Consider the following 18,863-nt stretch of genomic DNA (forward strand, 5'->3'; position numbering starts at 1 on the left):
AGCGGCGAAACCCGCTGCTGCGCTTGACAGGACGTATCCATGTTCGTGCCGCTGCATGATGGCGTCCCGCTGCGCTTCATGCGCGCGCCCTATGTCACCTATGGCCTGGTCTCGACCTGCCTGGGCCTCTTCCTGCTGATGTGGCTGCGCGAAAGCGAGACCGCCCAGATTGCCGTCGCAGCCGGCTTCGGGCTGATCCCATCCGTATTGTTCGGCACGGCGCAACTGCCCACTGATCTGCTGCAGGCGCCGGTCTGGGTGACTTTGTTCAGCAACATCCTGCTGCATGCGAGCTTCGCTCATCTCGGCGGCAACATGCTGTTCCTCTGGGTCTTCGGCGACAACGTCGAGGATGCGATGGGACATCTGCGCTTCCTGCTGTTCTTCTTCATCTGCGGGCTCGCCGGCTCGCTGACACACGCCTTGATGAACCCTGCCTCGGACCAGCCATTGATCGGCGCATCCGGTGCGATCTCGGGTGTGATCGCCTCCTATCTGATGCTCTATCCGCGCGTCCGGATCTGGGGCCTGGCTTTCAACTGGGTCCCGCTGCACATCACGGCGCTCTATGCGCTCAGTGGCTGGATCCTGTTTCAGGTCGTCTCGGCAATTCTCGATCCGCAAGGCCATGTCGGCTGGTGGGCCCATCTCGGCGGGCTCGGCACAGGTGCGGCGCTGACGCCGATCTTCATCCATCGCGGCGTGGCGCTGTTCGGCCGCCCGGTAGGCAAGTGAAGACGGCTCTCGCACGCCCCGCCTGCGGCGTTGACAAGCGCAAACGGGCGTCGTTACGGTCCCTCCGCATTCCAGCCGAGAGCCGCGATGCCGCCTTCCCGCCGATTGACGCGGCGCGGCCCCGCAACTGATCTCTCCCGAACGGTGATTTGACGATGAAGATCCTTGTGCCCGTGAAGCGGGTGGTTGACTACAACGTGAAGATCCGCGTGAAGGCGGACGGCTCGGGCGTCGAGCTTGCCAATGTGAAAATGTCGATGAATCCCTTCGACGAGATCGCGGTCGAAGAGGCGCTGCGGCTGCGCGAAGCCGGCAAGGCGACCGAGGTGGTGGTGGTCTCGATCGGCCCGGCGCAGGCCGCCGAGACGATCCGCACCGGGCTCGCCATGGGGGCCGATCGTGGCATCCTGGTCAAGGTCGACGGCGTGGTCGAGCCGCTGGCGGTGGCCAAGCTCCTGAAGAAGCTGGTCGAGCAGGAGAGCCCGCAGCTCGTCATCCTCGGCAAGCAGGCGATCGACGATGATTGCAACCAGACCGGCCAGATGCTCGCCGCCCTGCTGGGCTGGCCGCAGGGGACCTTCGCCTCGAAGGTCGCGCTGTCCGACAGCGCGGTCGATGTCACCCGCGAGGTCGATGGCGGCCTGCAGACGGTTTCGCTCAAGCTGCCGGCGATCGTCACCACCGACCTTCGCCTGAACGAGCCGCGCTACGCTTCGCTGCCCAACATCATGAAGGCCAAGAAGAAGCCGCTCGACGAGACCTCGGCCGAGGCGCTGGGCGTCGATGTCGCCCCCCGTCTCAAGGTGCTGAATACGCGTGAACCGGCGGGCCGCTCGGCCGGCGTCAAGGTCGGCTCCGTCGCCGAACTGGTTTCCAAGCTCAAGAACGAAGCGGGAGTGCTGTGATGGCCACGCTGCTGATTGCAGACCACGACAACGCCACCATCAAGGACGCGACCGCCAAGGCGCTGACCGCCGCCAAGGCACTGGGCGCCCCCGTGCATATCCTCGTCGCCGGTGAAGGCGCCAAGGGCGCGGCCGATGCGGCAGCCAAGCTCGACGGCGTCGAGAAGGTGCTGCTAGCCGATGCCGCGATCTACGGCCACGGCCTTGCCGAGCCGCTCGCTGCTCTCGTCGCCAAGCTCGCCGAGGGCTATGACGCCGTCGTCGCGCCCTCGACGACCGGTGGCAAGAACGTGCTGCCCCGCGTCGCCGCCTTGCTCGACGTGATGCAGATCTCGGATGTGATGAAGATCGTCTCGCCCGACACCTTCGAGCGCCCGGTCTATGCCGGCAACGCCATCCAGACGGTGCAGTCCTCCGAAGCCAAGACGCTGATGACGATCCGCACCGCCTCCTTCCAGGCGGCTGGCGAAGGCGGCTCGGCCGGCGTCGAGACCATCTCCGCGGTGGGCGATCCCGGCGTCTCCAGCTTCAAGGGCGAGGAGGTCGCCAAATCCGATCGTCCCGAGCTCGCCTCGGCCAAGATCATCGTCTCCGGCGGGCGCGCGCTCGCCTCGGCGGAGAACTTCACCAAGGTGATCGAGCCCGTCGCCGACAGGCTGGGCGCTGCCATGGGCGCCTCGCGCGCCGCGGTCGATGCCGGCTACGCCCCCAATGACTGGCAGGTCGGCCAGACCGGCAAGGTCGTGGCGCCCGACCTCTATGTCGCGGTCGGCATCTCCGGCGCGATCCAGCATCTCGCCGGCATGAAGGACTCCAAGGTCATCGTCGCCATCAACAAGGACGAGGAAGCGCCGATCTTCCAGATCGCCGATTACGGCCTCGTTGGCGATCTCTTCACGATCATGCCCGAGCTTGAAGCCGAGCTTGCCAAGCTCGGCAAATAGCAGGCGCGGCAAATCGATTGACCGGGTAGATTGACAAGGAAGCCGGCGACCAGGCTGGCGCCGGCCAGCACATGACAACCGGGCTGCCGTCAAGGCGGCCCGCACCGGCTTCCGAAGTGGAAGCGGTGCCACCAAAGATGGATCAGACCATGTCGGACAGGGCGATCAGGACGATCGGCATCATCGGCGCAGGCCAGATGGGGAACGGCATCGCCCATGTCGCGGCCGTGGCCGGGTTCGAGGTCCGGCTGCACGATCTCGCCGAGGACCGGATCAAGGCGGCGCTCGCCACCATCGACGGCAACATGGCGCGCCAGGTCGCCAAGGGTGCGATCGGCGACGAGATTCGCCGCGACGCCATGGCCAAGATCCTCGCCGCGCCGCAACTGGCGGGTCTCGGCGATTGCGACCTCATCATCGAGGCCGCGACCGAAAGCGAGGAAACCAAGCGCAAGATCTTCACCGCCGTCTGCCAGCATATCAAGCCGGAGACGATGCTGGCCTCCAACACCTCCTCGATCTCGATCACGCGGCTGGCGGCGGCGACGGACCGGCCCGAGCGCTTCATCGGCATCCATTTCATGAACCCCGTGCCGCTGATGCAGCTCGTCGAGCTGATTCGCGGCATCGCCACCGACGACCAGACCTTCGAGCTCGCCAAGGAATTCGTCGGCAAGCTGCACAAGACCGTCTCGGTCTCGGAGGATTTCCCGGCCTTCATCGTCAACCGCATCCTGCTGCCGATGATCAACGAGGCGGTCTACACGCTCTATGAGGGCGTCGGCTCGGTCGAGGCGATCGACACCGCGATGAAGCTCGGCGCGAATCACCCGATGGGCCCGCTCCAGCTTGCCGACTTCATCGGCCTCGACACCTGTTTGTCGGTGATGCAGGTGCTGCATGACGGGCTCGCCGACTCGAAATACCGCCCCTGCCCGCTCCTGGTGAAATATGTCGAGGCCGGCTGGCTCGGCCGCAAGACCAAGCGCGGCTTCTACGATTATCGCGGCGAGAAGCCGGTTCCGACGCGCTGAACCGCACCATCATGCTCGGGTTTGCCCGGGCGCTTCTTCGAAATCCTCGTCCACGAGATGGGCGGCTCAAGGCCGCCCATGACGGCGGATGCTGCCTTGACGCCGCATCCTCTTCACATTCCTGTCGTCTCGCGCTTACATTGATCGTGTGACGGGATTCGTCCCGTTCCGATTAGCGGAGGTGCGGCGGGTTTGACGGCGCATGTGATGCATCCGATGGCGTCGCCGGACGGTTGTCCGGCACTCGTGCTCAATGCCGATTTCCGGCCTCTGAGCTATTATCCCCTATCGCTGTGGAGCTGGCAGGACGCGATCAAGGCGGTCTTCATGGACCGCGTCAACATCGTCTCCGAATACGACACCGTGGTGCGCAGCCCGAGCTTCAACATGAAGCTGCCCTCGGTCGTCTCGCTGAAGACCTATATCAAGCCGTCGCGGACGCCGGCCTTCACGCGGTTCAACGTCTTCCTGCGCGACCGCTTCTCCTGCCAGTACTGCGCCTCGCGCGAGGACCTGACCTTCGACCACGTCGTGCCGCGCTCCAGAGGCGGCCTCACCACTTGGGAGAACGTCGTGGCGGCCTGCTCGCCCTGCAATCTGCGCAAGGGTGACAAGATGCCGGCGGCGATCGAGATGTTCCCGACGCAGAAGCCCTACGCGCCGACGGTCAATGATTTGCACCGCAACGGCAAGCTCTTCCCGCCGAATTACCTGCATGAGAGCTGGCTGGATTATCTCTACTGGGACTCCGAGCTGGAGCCGTGAGCCGGCTTGACGGCCGCCCAGGCAACGTCTTGTATCCACGGCACAATCAGGCGTGCGGACGCCGCTGATCAAGCCGAGGATGACGATGACCAAGACTGTCCTGGACCACAAGACTGCCCTGGACCAGTGGCTCGATCAGCATCATGCGGAACTGACAGCGATCAGGCGCGATATCCATGCCCATCCCGAGCTTGGCCTGGAGGAGCATCGCACCGCCGCCCTGGTCGCTGCCAAGCTGCGCGAATGGGGCGTGGAGGTCACCGAGGGTATCGGCGGCACCGGTGTCGTCGGCGTCATCCGGGGCCGCAGAGCCGGTCAGCGCGCCGTCGGCCTGCGCGCCGACATGGACTGCCTCGCGCTGACCGAGGAGACCGGCCTCCCCTACGCCTCGCAATATCCCGGCAAGATGCATGCCTGCGGCCATGACGGCCACACCACGATGCTGCTGGGCGCGGCCGGCTATCTTGCCGCCCATCCCGATTTCGGAGGCACGCTGCACCTCATCTTCCAGCCGGCCGAGGAAGGCCGTGGCGGGGCGGTCGCGATGCTGAAGGACGGGCTGTTCGAGCGTTTTCCCTGCGACGCGATCTACGGCCTGCACAACACGCCGGGCATGCCCGTCGCGCATTTCGGCACCTGCAACGGCCCGATGCTGGCCGCGGCCGACAGCTGGGCCGTGACCTTCCGCGGCGTCGGCGGCCATGGCGGCTCACAGCCGCATCTCTCCACCGACATCACCTACGCCCAGGCCCATTTCGTGCTCGGGCTGCAGGGCATCGTCGGCCGCAATGTCGCGCCGCTCGACACTGCCGTGATCAGCGTCGGCTATATCCACTCCGGCTCGACGGAAGCGCCAAATGTGGTGCCCTCCGAACTGTCGATCGGCGGCACGGCCCGCAGCTATTCGCCTGATGTCCGCGCCTTGATCGAGCGTCGCATCGCCGAGCTCGCCGAAGCCACCGCGCAGGCCTGGGGCTGCACCGCCGAGGCGTCCTATCATCGCGGACCGCGCGCCCTGCTCAACCAGCCCGACCAGGTCGCGGTCGCGGTCGCGGCGGCGACCAGTTCGGTCGGAGCGGCCAATGTGAACGGCGCGATCAGGCCCGGCACCGGCGGCGAGGACTTCGCCGAGATGATGGAGGTCAAGCCCGGCGCCTTCATGCGGATCGGCAATGGCGTCGCCGCGGACGGCTCCTTCGCCGGATTGCATACGCCGCGCTATGATTTCAACGACGCCATCATCCCCGACGGCGTTCGCTACTGGGTCAACGTCGTCAGCGAAGAACTCGGCCAGGGCTGGCAGGCCGCAGCCGCCTGAGAGTAGCCCCTTCCGCGGAGCGCCTCAGGCGCTCCGTGCCCGGGCCAGCCCGAACAGGGCCGCGACCAGCAGCACGAGCGAGGCCAGCGCGTTCCAGCCGGCCAGCGACAGGCCCAGGAAGCGCCAGGCGGCTTCGGTGCAGGAGACGACCTTCACTGTCTGCAGCTGCTTCAAGAAGTCCTGCACGCCGGCAGCGCTCGGCGCAGCGCCGGCGCAATCGGTGGGACCGGGAAACCAGCCCCATTCGACGCCGGCATGGTGGAAACCGAGCCAGCTGCTCCACGCCATCAATCCCGCGAGCCCCAGCAGCACCAGCCATTGCAGCCGAAGCGAACGCGCCAGCACCAGCCCCGCCGTCGCGAGCCCGATCGCGGCGTAATGCGGCAGGCGCTGCTCGAGGCAGAGCTTGCAGGGCTGCAGGCCCAGGACCAGCTCGAAGAACCAGGCGCCCGCGATCAAGGCGAGGCAGCCGAGCCCGATCAGGAGAATCACGCGGGCCGGAGAGACCGAGCTGCCGGCACTGGGTCGGTCGAGGGTCGAACTTGTCATGGCAAGGCGCTCAGCAGGAGAGGAACTGTCCGGAACCTGCAACCAGCTTAAGGCCGAAATAAAGCGCAATCAGCAAGGCAGCCGCAACGACAGCGATCACTTTCAAGCGACGTTCGATGAAATGGCGGATCGTCTCGCCGAAACGACGCAGCAGGAAGGCGAGCGCGAAGAAGCGCGCGCCGCGCGCCAGCACGCAGGACAGGATGAAAAAGCCAAGGCCGATATGCACCGCTCCGGCCAGGATCGTCACCACCTTGATCGGCGGCAGATGCGCCAGCCCCGAGGTCGTCAGCAGGATCAGCGTGGTGTCGGGCCCGGCGCAAGTGCGCAGGGTCTCGAAAGCGCCGAGCTTGCCGTAGAAGGCGAGCACCGGCCGCGCCAGCGCTTCAAAGGCGTAGTAGCCGAGCGCATAACCGGCGATGCCGCCGAGCACGGAGAAGACCGTCGCGACCAGCGCCAGTCGATAGGCACGGGCCGGCCGCGCCAGCGCCATCGGCACGAACAGTACGTCGGCGGGGATGAGGAAGAACGAACTCTCGACGAAGGCGACCACGGCGAGCCAGAGCTCGGCGCGCGGCCGGGCGGCGAGGGACATGGTCCATTCATAGAGGCGCTTGATCATGGCGGGTTTAGTAGTGTGGAGCTCATCACTCGTCCATGCGTTTGCGCAGGGTCATATGCAATTTCGCGCGACGCAGCAGACGCATTGACCGCGCGCGTTCGATCGCTATAGTCCCGCCCGCCTGCAAGGGCCCCTGTGGCGGAATTGGTAGACGCGCTCGACTCAAAATCGAGTTCCGCAAGGAGTGCTGGTTCGATTCCGGCCAGGGGCACCATCAGCCGGCTTTCCATGCCGGAGCGACCTTGCGCATCCTCCTGATCAATCCCAACACCATGCCGGAGATGACCGATCTGGTCGTTCGCGTCGTCACGCCGCATCTCCCAGGCGTCTCCCTGAAAGCCGCCACCGGGCGGTTTGGAGCGCAATACATCGCCAGCCGCAGCGCCGGAGCGATCGCCGCCCATGCCGCGCTCGAGGCCTATGCCGAGCATGGCGAGGGCTGCGACGCGGTCTATCTCGCCTGCTTCGGCGATCCCGGCCTGTTCGCGCTGAAGGAGCTCGCGCCCATTCCCGTCATCGGCATGGCCGAGGCGAGCTGCAAGGCCGCCGCGCAAAAGGCCGGGCGCTTCTCGATCGTCACCGGCGGCGAACGCTGGGGCCCGATCCTGCACGAATTCGTCGCGATGCTTGGGCTCGGCGAGCGCCTGGCTGCCGTGGAGACGGTCGCGCCGACAGGCGCCGACATCGCGCGCGATCCGGAAGGTTCGATCGCGCTGCTTGCTGCGGCGTGTCGCAAGACGGCTCAGCGCGACGGCGCCGGCGCGGTCATTCTCGGCGGAGCGGGGCTTGCGGGGTTGGCGGCGCGCGTCCAGCCCCTCGTCGACATCCCGGTTCTCTGCTCGGTCGAGACCGGGGCGAAGGCCGTTCTGGCGGCGCTGGCTGGCGGCTTCGACAAACCGGCAGCGGGAGATCTCGCCTTGCCGCCGCCCGTCGGGAGCAAGGGTTTGTCAGAGCGGCTGGCAGCTCTGCTGGCGAAGCCCTGACAGGTTTCCTCGGAAGCACAGCGTCATCCCGGGCAGGCACGTCATGGTCGGGCTTGACCCGACCATCTCGTAAACCAGAGCACGCTGGTCATGAGATTCTCGGGCCAAGCTCGAGAATGACGCCCTATGATGGATCCCGGATCTCCGCGGAGTTTATCCTTGGGCCGATCGAAGATCGGACCCGGGGCTGCGTCCGGGATGACGGCGCGGATGATGCTTCCTGAGGCGCATGCTTTCGCGCTAAACGCTCAGCCCTCCCCAGCCAGCGAGATGCCGTTCTGCGAGGCGACCCAGTCCGACAGCATCGGCACGTAATCCTCGCCCTTCCCGGCCGCGACGGCCGATGCAAACACGTTCTTCACCGCATTGCCGATGGGGTTGGGTACACCAGCCGCATTCGCGACGCTCTCGAGATAGCGGACATCCTTCAGCGCATTGACCAGCGTGAACTTGTGGGCGTCGCGGTCGCGCTCCAGCACATATTGCATGAAGGTCTGGTAGAAGCCGCAATCCATCCGGCTGCCGCGCAAAACGCTGTCGAAGGTCTGCGGCGTGATGCCGATCTTCTGCGCCAGCGTCAGCGCCTCCGAATAGATCGCCGCATAGCCCATCGAGAGGAAGTTGTTGAGCAGCTTCATCTTGTGGCCGTCGCCGACCGGGCCGAGATGCACGACCTTTTGCGCCCAGGCCTCGCAGGCCGGCTTGATCCGCGCGAACACCTCGGGCGCTGCGCCCACCATCGCCGAGAGCTGTCCGAGCGCCGCCTGGGCCGGCGTACCGCCGAGCGGCGCATCCGCCAGATGCAGGCCCTTCGCTTCCAGCTCGGCCGCGAGCCGAACCGTGACGCCCGGATCGGAGGTCGAGCAATCGACGATCACGGTCCCGGGCCTGGCCCCGGCCGCGATGCCGTCGGGGCCGTTCACGACCGCCTCGACCTGGGTCGAGCCGGTGACGCACAGGAAGATGATGGTCGCGTTCTGCGCCAGTTCCTTCGGTGTCCTGGCCTCCTTCGCTCCGGCCGCGACCAGCGCCTCCACCGGCTTGCGGTTGCGGTGGCCCATTACGGTCAGCGGGAAGCCCTTATCCACCAGATTGCGGGCCATGCCCTGGCCCATCAGGCCGACGCCGATGAAACCGATGGACTCTTTGCTTGCGCTCATCTTCAATTTCTCCTGTTTCTATGAGAATGACATCATCGAGTGACGGAATGGCCGGGCCCGGGACAGGCTGTGAGGTCTTGATTCCGCTTCCGGAGAAGCGCGCATGACCGGCAAAAGCCCCCCGCCCGAAACGACGCCCCCCGGCAGGACCGTAAACGCGCCGGCCGTCCTCAACGGCCGCGGGCGCGTCACCCTGCAGATCATCGCCGACAATCTCGCGGTCTCGACCGCGACGGTCTCGCTGGCCTTGCGCGGCTCGCCGCTGGTTGCGGAAGCGACCCGCGCGCGCGTCCAGCAGATCGCCCGCGAGATGGGCTACAGCTACAACCGCAGCGCCGCCTCCTTGCGGACCGACCGCACCAACATCCTGGGCGTCGGCTTCCACGACATCACCAACCCGTATTTCGCCGAATTGCTGGCCGCGATCGAGGAGACGGCCACCGCCCATGGCCGCTCGATCCTGCTCGGCACCTATGCCGAGAGCCTGGAGCGCCAGGACCGCGTGCTCTCCACGCTGAAGGAATACCGCCCCGACGGCATGATCATCTGCGCGGCCGGCGGCAGCACGCCCGCGGCGTTCGAGCATCTGATCGCGGCCGGCGTGCCGCTCGTCCAGCTCTCGCGCGAGATCATCGGGCTCGATCTCGATTTCGTCGGCTCCGACGACCGCCAGGGCACGGTTCTGGCCGTGGAGCATCTGATCGCGCTCGGCCACCGCCGCATCGCCTTTCTCGGCGAGAGCCAGAGCATCTCGACCGGCCGCAACCGTTATGCCGGCTATTGCGGGACGCTGGCGCGGCACGACATGCCGCTCGACCCCGCCATCGTCTATTCCGCCTATGGCACGCGCGAGAACGGCCTCAAGGGCATCCAGGCGGTGCTGGACGTCGACGACCCGCCGACCGCCGCCGTCTGCTTCAACGACCTGACCGCGTTTGGCGCCATGATGGGCTTGCGCCATCGCGGCCTGGAGGCAGGCGTCGACTTCTCGCTGATCGGCTGCGACGACGTTCAGGAGGCGGCGCAGTGGTATCCGGCCCTGACGACGATCAGGAATTTTCAGGACGAGATGGGCCGCAAATCCGCGGAATTCCTGATCAAGCGTATCGCCGAGCCCGGTGCCCCGACGCGGCGCCTGCTGCTGACGCCGGAGCTCGTGCTGCGCGCCACGACCGCTCCGCCCAGGCGCTGAGCCTGGCCTCACGGATCATTCGCAGGCTTGGCGTTGAGCGCACGATAGGCCCGCACCACCTGCGAATCGTCGCGTGAGCCATGGCCGAGCCCCGAGGCCGCCAGGAACATCTGGTGGGCGGCGGCGGCCAGCGGCAGCGCCGTCTTGGCGGCGCGCCCGGCATCGAGCACGATGCCGAGATCCTTGACGAAGATGTCGACGGCGCTGGCCACGACCGGATCAGGCTCATGCATGCGCGGGCCGCGATCCCTGAGCATCCAGGAGGACGCCGCAGAGCCGCCCATGATCTCGAACAGCACGCGCCCGTCGATTCCGGCCTTTTCCGCGAGCGACAAGGCCTCGGCGGCAACCGCGATATGCACGCCGCAGAGCAGCTGGTTGACCGTCTTCACCGTCGCGCCTTGCCCCGGCCTCTCGCCGACATGGAAGACCTTGTCGCCCATCGCGTCGAGCACGGGCCTGGCCTTGTCGAAGCTCTCCTGTGGTGCGCCGACCATGATCGAGAGCGTCGCGGCCCTTGCCCCGACCACGCCGCCCGAGACAGGCGAATCGACGAAATGCCGGCCGGATCCGACGACCTCGGCCGCGATCGCCTCGACTTCGCCGGGCGGGCAGGTCGCCATCAGCATGACGACCGCACCGGGAGCGAGCGCGGCAAGCGCGCCGGCCTCGAACAGCACCGCGCGCGCCTGGGCGGCGTTGACAACCATCAGCACCAGCGCATCGGCGCCTGATGCGGCGGCCTTGGCGCTGTCGGCGGCATGCCCTCCGGCGGCCGCCAGCGCGTCACGCGCGCTTTCGCGCATATCGAAGCCGGCGACGCGAAACTGCCGCTTGATGAGGTTCTCGGCCATCGGCGCGCCCATGGCGCCGAGCCCGACGAAGGCGATGGAAATGGGGGTGGTCGGCATCGTGTGAGGCTCTTTCAGCTCCACCGTCAGTCCGGGCAAGCGCAGCGCAGACCCAGGATCCATCGTAGAGCGCAGCTTCTGACGATGGTTCCCCGGATCAGTGCGGCAAAACCAGTCCTTGGGTCGGCCAAAGGCCGGCCGCGAGGGCCGCTTGTCCGGGATGACGGCGCGGATGGAACAACGGGCAACGGAGACCCGGCAATATCACTCCTTCACCGCCCCGGTCATGGCCGACACGTAATGCTCGACGAAGAAGGCGTAGAGAATGACGAGAGGCAAAGAGCCTGCCAATGCGCCGGCCATCAGCGAACCCCAGCGATAAATGTCGCCATCGACGAACTCGTTGACGATCGCCACCGGCACCGTCTTGTTCTGCGTCGAGGACAGGAAGGTCAGTGCGTAGATGAACTCGTTCCAGCACAGCGTGAACGAGAAGATGAAGGCCGAGATCAGCCCCGGCACCGCCAGCGGCAGGATGATCTTGGTCAGGATCTGCCAGCGATTGGCACCGTCGATCAGGGCGCATTCCTCAAGCTCGAAGGGAATGGTCTTGAAATAGCCCATCAGGAGCCAGGTCGAGAACGGGATCAGGATCGTCGGATAGACCAGGATCAGCGCCAGCGGCGTGTCGAACAGGCCGACCTTGTAGATCACCGTCGCCAGCGGGATGAACAGGATCGAGGGCGGCACGAGATAGGCGAGGAAGATCAGTGCGCCGACGGTCTGGGCCCCCTTGAAGCGCAGGCGCACGATCGCATAGGCCGCCAGCACGCTGGCCACCAGCGAGATGAACGTCGCGCAGCTGGCGATGAACATCGTATTCCAGAGCCAGCGCGGATAGTCGCTCTCGAACAGCAGCTTGTGGATGTGCTTGAAGGTCGGCGTCCAGGTCCAGAACGGGCTGACCCTGTCCATGTCGATGAGCTGGTCGTCGGGCTTCACCGCCGTCAACGCCATCCAATAGAACGGGAACAGCAGCACGATGAGGATCAGGAACAGCGGGATATAGGTCGTGACGATGCGGCTCGGCACCGTCTCGAGATAGGCCATCCCCTCGCTATGGTCCTGGGTGGCGGCGCGGTGGCCGGCGTCGATGCTAGTCATTGCTGCCGCCCTGCTGCCATTTGCGTGTCTGGAGCCCGTACCAGGCGATGCCGATGGCAGCGAGCAGGAAAGGGATCATAGCCGTCGAGATCGCCGCGCCCTCGCCGAGTTGCCCGGCGATGATCGCGCGCTGATAGGACAAGGTCGCCATCAGATGGGTCGCGTTGACCGGGCCGCCGCGCGTCAGCGCCCAGATCAACTGGAAATCGGTGAAGGTGAACAGGACGGAGAAGGTCATCACCACCGCGATGATCGGCGTCAGCAGCGGATAGGTGATGTGTCGGAAGCGCTGCCAGTTCGTGGCGCCATCGAGCGTCGCCGCCTCATAGAGCGAGGGCGAGACGGTCTGCAGGCCAGCCAGCAGCGTGATCGCGATGAAGGGCACGCCACGCCAGACATTGGCGAAGATCGTCGACCAGCGCGCATTCCAGGGATCGCCGAGGAAGTTGATGTTGTGGTCGATCCAGCCGAGCTGCCGCAGCGACCATGAGATGATCGAGAACTGCGAATCGTAGATCCACCAGAAGGCGATGGCCGAGAGCACCGTCGGCACGATGAAGGGGATCAGCACCAGCGCGCGGATCAAGGCTTTGAACGGCAGGTGCTTGTTGAGCAGCAAGGCGAGGTAAAGCCCGATCGCGAATTTCGCGACGCTGGCGACCACCGTGTAGAGCAGCGTGTTGAACACCGACATCCAGAAGACGCTGTCACCACCGAGCCATTCATAGTTCTCCAGGCCGATGAACTCGCCGGCGCGGCCGATCTTGGTGTCGGTGAAGGAGAGCCAGACGCCGAGGAAAAGTGGGTAAGCCAGGAACAGGATCAGGATGCCGGCAGCGGGCAGCATGTACCAGAATCCGAGCCAGTTACGGCTGCTGCACAGCTTCTGCCAAGCGGAGCGCTCGCTCCTGCTCCTGGTCAGTCCGGCCGGCATCTCGATTGCTGAATTGGCCATCGCTATTCCGGTGTCAGGATGAAGAACGGGCCGGCCAGGCGGGCCGGATTGTGATGCGAAAGCTGCGCCAGGAGAGGCCTGCCACAGCCCGCCGGAGCGGGCGGTGGCAGGCAATTGTCGGGCTCAGCGATAGATGCGCTTGGCCTGTCGCTCGGCGCCGGCCATGGCACCCTTGATGTCTTCGCGACCGGTGGCGTAGTTCGCGAACATATCGACCACGATGAAGTCGGCGATCGCCGAGGCCGCCTTCTCGCCCAGCGTGCCCAGGCCCGCCGGCGTCAGCGTGCGCTTGGCGACGTCACGGAAGGGCGTGGTCTTCGGATCGGCGGTCCAGACCGGGTTCTTGTCGTATTCGGCCAGGAAGTGCGACAGATAGCCCTGCGCGGCGCCGATCCACGGGTTGAACTGCGGCGCATCCAGCATGAAGGCGATGAAGGCCTTGCAGGCGTTCGGCACCTTGGTGAACTGGAAGGCCAGCATCGTGAAGGGCAGGTGCAGCTCGGTCGGCTTGCCCACCGGCCCGATCGGCAGATAGGCGTGGTCGATGTCGGCCGCCATTTCGGGCTTTTCCTTCTTGGCCGCGACATAGACCGAGATGCCGTTGACGGTGGTGTGCAATTCGCCCGCGAGGAAGGCCTTGTTGTTCGAGGAATCATTCCACGAGGCCGTGCCGGGGATGAAGGTGTCGTAGAGCGCCTTGCCGTATTCGAGCGCCTTGGCCGTCTCCGGCGAGTTGATGATAACTTTGTCGTTCTTGTCGACGAGGTAGCCGCCATGCGACCAGAGCAGCCAATGCAGCCAGGTGTTGGCGTCGCCCGAGGCATGGCCGAACGCCATGCCGGCCGGGGTGTTGTTGGCCTTCAGCGCCTTGCAGAGATCGAGGAAGCCGGCCAAGTCCTTGGGGAATTCCTTGAACCCGGCCTTGTTGACCGAGGAGATGCGGTAATTGACCAGGCCGCCGCTGGCGGCGATCGGAATGCCGATCCATTTGTTGCCGAGCTTGCCGTAGGCCTCCGCTGAGGGGAACCAGCCGCCATGCTTCTCGCCGAGATATTTCGAGACGTCCGAGAGATCGAGGCATTTCTGCGGGAAGAGATGCGGCAGCGAGTAAAGACCCCAGACCAGATCGAGCCCCTGCCCGGTATTGGCCACGACCGAGGCCTTGGGCTGCAGGTCGTCATAGGATTCATTGGTGACGGTGATCTTGGCGCCGGTCGCCGCCTCGAAAGCCGCGACGAGCTTCATGAACTCGACATCTTCGGCTTCGACGAAGCGCTTCCAGCGCATCAGGTTGATCTTGGCGTTCGGCTCCACCTTGAACGGCGAGGCCTGCGCCCAGGCCTTGGCATAGGCGAGCAGGTTAGTGCCGGCGCCGAGGCCCAGCGCAGCGCCGCCCTTGATCAGCGATCTACGATCGAAATTCATCTTCATCCTCCCTGGGGATATGGGTCCGGCAGCTCTTTTCGGCCGCCTTGAACCGGATCATCCGGTTTGCCTGTCGGCCCGCCCGTTCACGAGGGAACGAGCTGGGCTTGATGTCGTATAGAGTCTCTCCTGATCGCGTGGACCGCTTGCTGCCGGCTTCGCGAAGCCGGTCTCAGTCGATCCGCTTGCCTGTCGCCGCGTCGAAGAGATGCGTCACATTGGTGTCGGGCGTGATGCCGATGTTCTCGCCGGGCTTCGCGTCGATCCGCTCGCGGAAGACGCAGGTCAGCTCCTGGCCGCCACAACGCACCACCACCTGCGTCTCCGAGCCGGTCGGCTCGATGACCACGACCTCGGCCTTCAGGCCGTTGGGATCGAGCCGGAAATGCTCGGGCCGGATACCGTAGACCGCGGCCTTGCCGTTCGAATCCGCCGGGTGCTTGCCGATAGGCCAGGTGACGCCGCCTTCGGTCACGAAGCCCTCGGGCGTGATCGTGCCCTTCAGCAGATTCATCGAAGGCGAACCGATGAAGGCGGCGACGAAGAGGTTGTTGGGGTTGTCGTAGAGATCGAGCGGTGCGCCCATCTGCTCGACGATGCCGTCATGCATCACGACGATCTTGTCGGCCATGGTCATGGCCTCGATCTGGTCGTGGGTGACGTAGACCGTGGTGGTCTTCAGGCGCTGATGCAGCTCCTTGATCTCGGTGCGCATCTGCACGCGCAGCTTGGCGTCGAGATTGGAGAGCGGCTCGTCGAACAGGAAGACCTGCGGATCGCGCACGATGGCGCGGCCCATGGCGACACGCTGGCGCTGGCCGCCCGAGAGCTGGCGCGGATAGCGGTCGAGCAATTTGTCGAGCCCGAGAATCCCAGCCGCCTTGCCGACGCGCTCGTCGATCTCGGCCTTCGGAGCTTTGCGGAGCTTCATCGAGAAGGCCATGTTGTCGGCCACCGTCATATGCGGATAGAGCGCATAATTCTGGAACACCATGGCGATATCACGCTCTTTCGGCGGCACGTCGTTGACGACGCGCGGGCCGATGCGGATTTCGCCGCCGGAGATGTTCTCCAGCCCAGCGATCATGCGCAGCAGGGTGGACTTTCCGCAGCCGGACGGACCGACCAGGATGACGAATTCGCCATCGCTGATGTCGATGTCGACGCCATGGATGACTTGCGTCGTGCCATAGGCCTTGCGCACGTCGGCAATCTGGACTGAGGCCATTTGAGCCTTCCTTTGGACTTGCTTCCCCGAGGACATGGTGCCGTCCGGGCCAAGGCCCGAGCGTTCCACGCCGCTTGCTCTATCGGCTTCTTGTGACCGATCGATGCCAATGGCCGCAGTCCAGGCCACGCCTGTTGCGTCCAATTTCATCTGCGATAAAGTCATACGATACGGACAGGCGTGTCAAGCGCCGGAAGCGCAGCGAAGGCGCCGGGTTTCCCGGCGCGTTTTGTTGCAATGCGGAAGGAACGCCAAGACGATGCGGGTGCGCGACTTTTCGCGGCCGACGACCTTGAACGCCGACCGCCTGTTCGGGCAGGTCGCGCAGAAACTCGCTGTCGCCATCATCTCCGGCACGTTCAAGGCCGGCGAGCTCTTGCCCAATGAGGACGCGTTGCGCTCCGAGATCTCGGTCTCGCGCACCGCCTATCGCGAGGCCGTCAAGGTGCTCACGGCCAAGGGGCTGGTCGAGTCCCGGCCGAAAAGCGGCACGCGCGTCGCGCCTCGCGAAAGCTGGAACCTGCTCGACCCCGATGTCCTGTCCTGGCATTTCAAAGCCGATCCAAACGAGAAATTCATCCGCGATCTCTTCGAGTTGCGCCGTTTCGTCGAGCCGAGCGCCGCGCGGCTCGCCGCGATCCGCCGCTCTCCTGCCGACCTCGCGCGCATCGAGGCCGCCTATCGCGGCATGACCGACAACCCGCCCTATGCCGAGGCGACGATCCGGGCCGACCTCGCCTTCCACGAGGCGATCTTCGCCGCGACGCAGAACTCCGCCCTGCAGTGCCTGACGAGCGTCGTCACCGCGGCGATTCAATGGACGCTGCTGCTCAAATCGGCAGATGACCGCAACTTCTTCGTCGAATCGCTCGTCGATCACGAGCGGGTGCTCGAGGCTGTGATCCAGCGCGACGGGGACCTTGCAGCCTCGCGCATGACGGCGCTGGTAATCGACGCTCTGAATTCGACGCTGGCCTTTCTGGGGCCGAACAGCAGCATGCAAACCCACAAAATCGCGTGAATAAGTCATACTACATATGCGCCCATCGACGCTTTTCCCGCGTCGCGGGGCGTGTAGAGATGAGCAGCGGTTGCGCGCGGAAGCGCTCGACGCCGCAATCTAATCGATTCAGATTCGCCGAATCAAGTTTTCTCCCATTCTCCCCCAGACGATGGAAACGCACGCCATGACACGGCCCAACGCAACCGAGATCATCATGACGGGCCCGCTGATGGCCTATGCCGCCGACCAGCTGAAGGCGCGCTTCACCGTGCACGAACTCTGGAAGGCCGAGGACAAGGCTGCTTTCCTGCGCGATGTCGGCGAGCGGGTGCGAGGCATCGCCGGCGGCGGCCATATCAGGATCGACGGCGCGCTGTTCGACGCGCTGCCCAAGCTGGAGATGATCGCGAATTTCGGCGTCGGCTATGACAATGTCGATGCGGCTGAGGCCGGCAAGCGCGGCCTCGTCGTCTCCAACACGCCCGACGTGCTCTCCGACGAGGTCGCCGACCTGACCATCGGTCTGCTGCTTTCGACGATCCGGCAATTGCCGCAGGTCGACCGCTATCTGCGCGAAGGCAAGTGGCTGAAGGGCGCCTATCCGCTGACGACCTCGCTGCGCAAGCGCTCGATCGGCATCGTCGGCCTCGGCCGCATCGGCAAGGCGGTCGCGCACCGGCTCGAGGCCTTCGGCGTGCCGATCGCCTATCATGGCCGCACGCGCCAGGCCGATGTGCCCTATCGCTACTACCCCTCGTTGGTCGAGATGGCGGCGGATGTCGACACGCTGGTCTCGGTCGCACCGGGCGGCGCCTCGACCCATCACATCATCAATGCCGAGGTGCTGAAGGCGCTCGGCCCCAACGGCATCGTCGTCAATGTCGGGCGCGGCACGGTCATCGACGAGAAGGCGCTGATCGAGGCGCTGCAGAACAAGACGATTCTCTCCGCCGGCCTCGACGTCTTCGAGGACGAGCCGCGCGTGCCGGCCGAGCTCATCGCGATCGAGCACGCCGTGCTCTTGCCCCATGTCGGCTCGGCCTCGGTGCATACCCGCGAACAGATGGGCCAGCTCGTGGTCGACAATCTGGTTTCATGGTTCGATGGCAAGGGACCGCTCACGCCGGTTCCCGAGACGCCATGGAAAAAGGCCTGAGCTTGCAGCGTAAGCCTCATCGGGCGCGTGGCCTGCCGTTGCTCGCGGCAGGCCTGGTCGCATTCGCGTGCGCCGCCCACGCCCAGACCCCGGCACCGCCGCGCGGCGCCGACAAGGCGCCCGACAGCCTTCGCCCGCTGCTCGGCGCCTGGGATCTCGAACGGGTCGGCGCATCGCGCAAATGCACCATCACGCTCGGCATCGAGCCTGCCGGCAATGGCCGGCAGGTGCGCTTTCCCGCGACCTGCCGCCGGGCGCTCCCGCTGCTCGACCAGGTCGCCGCCTGGACCGTCACGCCAGAGGGCGCCCCGCGCCTCGACGACAGTTCCGGCAAGACCGTGCTCGCCTTCAGCCGGACGGGCACTGAGGCCGGGCTGCAGGGCAAGACGGCGGACGGGCAGCAATATTGGCTCGACCCCAAGGGTTACCCGCGCGCGGCGCGCCGCGCCCCATCGAACCCGGCCGAGTCAGCCGCAATCGCGGCCCAGCGGCCCACCGCCGTCGATCCGGCGCGTGCGCCTGCCGCCGACAGCTTGCCCGGCCGCTATTCGGTGATGCGCCAGCAGAACCGCGAAGCCTGCAAGCTCGTCCTGACGCCCGGCCCGCTGGACCGCGCCCCCGCTGCTTTGGAAGGGCCGTGCCAGGATACCGGATTGACGATCTTCGATCCCACCGGCTGGCGCTATGCGGCGGGTCGGCTCACCTTGGTCGCGCGCAAGGGCCACAGCCTCGATCTCGTCTTCGAGGGCGGACAATGGCGCAAGGACCCCGCCGTCGGCGCGCCCTTGATGATGCGCAAGCTGCCCTAGATCTAGGAGCTTAGAGCATTGCTCACGCGAAAAATCGGCACCCACTGTTTCGCGCAAGGCTCGAG

At 65.7% G+C, this 18,863-nt stretch carries 19 protein-coding genes and 1 tRNA gene; 12 read left to right on the top strand and 8 right to left on the bottom strand.

The window, feature by feature from the left end:
* The first annotated feature begins 39 nt into the window (after positions 1–39).
* The 6 genes from CYD53_RS12175 (at position 40) to CYD53_RS12200 (ending at position 5,701) form a co-directional block, all read left to right on the top strand.
* Positions 40–735 (top strand): rhomboid family intramembrane serine protease, encoded by a 696-nt coding sequence (locus CYD53_RS12175; protein ID WP_103718367.1) that lies wholly within the window; start codon positions 40–42, stop codon positions 733–735.
* Positions 736–890: 155 nt separating this feature from the next.
* Entirely contained in the window at positions 891–1,640 is a 750-nt protein-coding gene (locus CYD53_RS12180) for an electron transfer flavoprotein subunit beta/FixA family protein (protein WP_103718368.1), read from the top strand.
* Entirely contained in the window at positions 1,640–2,584 is a 945-nt protein-coding gene (locus CYD53_RS12185) for an electron transfer flavoprotein subunit alpha/FixB family protein (RefSeq protein ID WP_103718369.1), read from the top strand. Before CYD53_RS12180 ends, CYD53_RS12185 begins: the two co-directional genes overlap by 1 nt.
* Before the next feature lie 149 nt (positions 2,585–2,733).
* The gene (locus CYD53_RS12190) at positions 2,734–3,618 is read left to right on the top strand and encodes a 3-hydroxybutyryl-CoA dehydrogenase (RefSeq protein ID WP_103718604.1); all 885 of its coding nucleotides are present in this window, start codon (positions 2,734–2,736) and stop codon (positions 3,616–3,618) included.
* Positions 3,619–3,825: 207 nt separating this feature from the next.
* The gene (locus CYD53_RS12195; RefSeq protein ID WP_103718605.1) at positions 3,826–4,383 is read left to right on the top strand and encodes an HNH endonuclease; all 558 of its coding nucleotides are present in this window, start codon (positions 3,826–3,828) and stop codon (positions 4,381–4,383) included.
* An 85-nt stretch (positions 4,384–4,468) separates the two neighbouring features.
* A complete protein-coding gene (locus CYD53_RS12200; RefSeq protein ID WP_103718606.1) occupies positions 4,469–5,701 on the top strand; it encodes an amidohydrolase in 1,233 nt (410 codons plus the stop codon).
* A 24-nt stretch (positions 5,702–5,725) separates the two neighbouring features.
* Here the strand turns inward: CYD53_RS12200 and CYD53_RS12205 are convergent, their stop codons facing one another.
* On the bottom strand, positions 5,726–6,250 hold the full coding sequence (locus CYD53_RS12205) for a disulfide bond formation protein B (protein WP_103718370.1): 525 nt from the start codon (positions 6,248–6,250) through the stop codon (positions 5,726–5,728).
* Positions 6,251–6,260: 10 nt separating this feature from the next.
* Entirely contained in the window at positions 6,261–6,872 is a 612-nt protein-coding gene (locus CYD53_RS12210; protein WP_103718371.1) for a YqaA family protein, read from the bottom strand.
* Positions 6,873–7,001: 129 nt separating this feature from the next.
* On the opposite strand from CYD53_RS12210, the gene CYD53_RS12215 reads away from it, so the two are divergent.
* Positions 7,002–7,086 (top strand) — tRNA-Leu (locus tag CYD53_RS12215).
* A gap of 28 nt (positions 7,087–7,114) precedes the next feature.
* Positions 7,115–7,855 (top strand): aspartate/glutamate racemase family protein, encoded by a 741-nt coding sequence (locus CYD53_RS12220; RefSeq protein ID WP_103718372.1) that lies wholly within the window; start codon positions 7,115–7,117, stop codon positions 7,853–7,855.
* Between the two features lie 248 nt (positions 7,856–8,103).
* On the opposite strand, the gene CYD53_RS12225 is transcribed toward CYD53_RS12220, so the two are convergent.
* Positions 8,104–9,015, bottom strand: coding sequence for an NAD(P)-dependent oxidoreductase (locus CYD53_RS12225; RefSeq protein WP_103718373.1), 912 nt, complete (start codon positions 9,013–9,015; stop codon positions 8,104–8,106).
* A 103-nt stretch (positions 9,016–9,118) separates the two neighbouring features.
* On the opposite strand from CYD53_RS12225, the gene CYD53_RS12230 reads away from it, so the two are divergent.
* Positions 9,119–10,207, top strand: a complete 1,089-nt coding sequence (locus CYD53_RS12230; RefSeq protein ID WP_103718374.1) for a LacI family DNA-binding transcriptional regulator — start codon at positions 9,119–9,121, stop codon at positions 10,205–10,207.
* A gap of 8 nt (positions 10,208–10,215) precedes the next feature.
* On the opposite strand, the gene CYD53_RS12235 is transcribed toward CYD53_RS12230, so the two are convergent.
* The 5 genes from CYD53_RS12235 to CYD53_RS12255 all read right to left on the bottom strand — a co-directional run bounded on the left by CYD53_RS12235 (position 10,216) and on the right by CYD53_RS12255 (position 15,830).
* Positions 10,216–11,118 carry an NAD(P)-dependent oxidoreductase gene (locus tag CYD53_RS12235; RefSeq protein ID WP_103718375.1) on the bottom strand — a complete coding sequence of 301 codons (903 nt, stop codon included), beginning with the start codon at positions 11,116–11,118 and terminating at the stop codon, positions 10,216–10,218.
* A gap of 204 nt (positions 11,119–11,322) precedes the next feature.
* Positions 11,323–12,222 (bottom strand): carbohydrate ABC transporter permease, encoded by a 900-nt coding sequence (locus CYD53_RS12240; protein ID WP_103718376.1) that lies wholly within the window; start codon positions 12,220–12,222, stop codon positions 11,323–11,325.
* Positions 12,215–13,177 (bottom strand): carbohydrate ABC transporter permease, encoded by a 963-nt coding sequence (locus CYD53_RS12245; RefSeq protein ID WP_103718377.1) that lies wholly within the window; start codon positions 13,175–13,177, stop codon positions 12,215–12,217. Before CYD53_RS12245 ends, CYD53_RS12240 begins: the two co-directional genes overlap by 8 nt.
* Before the next feature lie 123 nt (positions 13,178–13,300).
* On the bottom strand, positions 13,301–14,602 hold the full coding sequence (locus CYD53_RS12250; protein ID WP_103718607.1) for an ABC transporter substrate-binding protein: 1,302 nt from the start codon (positions 14,600–14,602) through the stop codon (positions 13,301–13,303).
* A gap of 172 nt (positions 14,603–14,774) precedes the next feature.
* Complete coding sequence (locus tag CYD53_RS12255) at positions 14,775–15,830, bottom strand: ABC transporter ATP-binding protein (RefSeq protein WP_103718378.1); 1,056 nt, start codon at positions 15,828–15,830, stop codon at positions 14,775–14,777.
* 259 nt (positions 15,831–16,089) lie between these two features.
* On the opposite strand from CYD53_RS12255, the gene CYD53_RS12260 reads away from it, so the two are divergent.
* The 3 genes from CYD53_RS12260 (at position 16,090) to CYD53_RS12270 (ending at position 18,798) form a co-directional block, all read left to right on the top strand.
* Positions 16,090–16,851 carry a FadR/GntR family transcriptional regulator gene (locus CYD53_RS12260; RefSeq protein ID WP_181011834.1) on the top strand — a complete coding sequence of 254 codons (762 nt, stop codon included), beginning with the start codon at positions 16,090–16,092 and terminating at the stop codon, positions 16,849–16,851.
* Positions 16,852–17,017: 166 nt separating this feature from the next.
* Positions 17,018–17,989 carry a 2-hydroxyacid dehydrogenase gene (locus tag CYD53_RS12265; RefSeq protein WP_103718380.1) on the top strand — a complete coding sequence of 324 codons (972 nt, stop codon included), beginning with the start codon at positions 17,018–17,020 and terminating at the stop codon, positions 17,987–17,989.
* Between the two features lie 2 nt (positions 17,990–17,991).
* The gene (locus tag CYD53_RS12270) at positions 17,992–18,798 is read left to right on the top strand and encodes an AprI/Inh family metalloprotease inhibitor (RefSeq protein WP_103718381.1); all 807 of its coding nucleotides are present in this window, start codon (positions 17,992–17,994) and stop codon (positions 18,796–18,798) included.
* The last annotated feature ends 65 nt before the right edge of the window (positions 18,799–18,863 follow it).

Source organism: Allobosea psychrotolerans (assembly GCF_002917105.1).
GTDB lineage: Bacteria > Pseudomonadota > Alphaproteobacteria > Rhizobiales > Beijerinckiaceae > Allobosea > Allobosea psychrotolerans.

Coding starts and splice junctions, on each gene's coding strand:
- CYD53_RS12175 (WP_103718367.1), top strand. CDS start 40: ATGTTCGTGCCGCTGCATGATGGCGTCCCGCTGCGCTTCATGCGCGCG.
- CYD53_RS12180 (WP_103718368.1), top strand. CDS start 891: ATGAAGATCCTTGTGCCCGTGAAGCGGGTGGTTGACTACAACGTGAAG.
- CYD53_RS12185 (WP_103718369.1), top strand. CDS start 1,640: ATGGCCACGCTGCTGATTGCAGACCACGACAACGCCACCATCAAGGAC.
- CYD53_RS12190 (WP_103718604.1), top strand. CDS start 2,734: ATGTCGGACAGGGCGATCAGGACGATCGGCATCATCGGCGCAGGCCAG.
- CYD53_RS12195 (WP_103718605.1), top strand. CDS start 3,826: ATGCATCCGATGGCGTCGCCGGACGGTTGTCCGGCACTCGTGCTCAAT.
- CYD53_RS12200 (WP_103718606.1), top strand. CDS start 4,469: ATGACCAAGACTGTCCTGGACCACAAGACTGCCCTGGACCAGTGGCTC.
- CYD53_RS12205 (WP_103718370.1), bottom strand. CDS start 6,250: ATGACAAGTTCGACCCTCGACCGACCCAGTGCCGGCAGCTCGGTCTCT.
- CYD53_RS12210 (WP_103718371.1), bottom strand. CDS start 6,872: ATGATCAAGCGCCTCTATGAATGGACCATGTCCCTCGCCGCCCGGCCG.
- CYD53_RS12225 (WP_103718373.1), bottom strand. CDS start 9,015: ATGAGCGCAAGCAAAGAGTCCATCGGTTTCATCGGCGTCGGCCTGATG.
- CYD53_RS12230 (WP_103718374.1), top strand. CDS start 9,119: ATGACCGGCAAAAGCCCCCCGCCCGAAACGACGCCCCCCGGCAGGACC.
- CYD53_RS12235 (WP_103718375.1), bottom strand. CDS start 11,118: ATGCCGACCACCCCCATTTCCATCGCCTTCGTCGGGCTCGGCGCCATG.
- CYD53_RS12240 (WP_103718376.1), bottom strand. CDS start 12,222: ATGACTAGCATCGACGCCGGCCACCGCGCCGCCACCCAGGACCATAGC.
- CYD53_RS12245 (WP_103718377.1), bottom strand. CDS start 13,177: ATGGCCAATTCAGCAATCGAGATGCCGGCCGGACTGACCAGGAGCAGG.
- CYD53_RS12250 (WP_103718607.1), bottom strand. CDS start 14,602: ATGAATTTCGATCGTAGATCGCTGATCAAGGGCGGCGCTGCGCTGGGC.
- CYD53_RS12255 (WP_103718378.1), bottom strand. CDS start 15,830: ATGGCCTCAGTCCAGATTGCCGACGTGCGCAAGGCCTATGGCACGACG.
- CYD53_RS12260 (WP_181011834.1), top strand. CDS start 16,090: ATGCGGGTGCGCGACTTTTCGCGGCCGACGACCTTGAACGCCGACCGC.
- CYD53_RS12265 (WP_103718380.1), top strand. CDS start 17,018: ATGACACGGCCCAACGCAACCGAGATCATCATGACGGGCCCGCTGATG.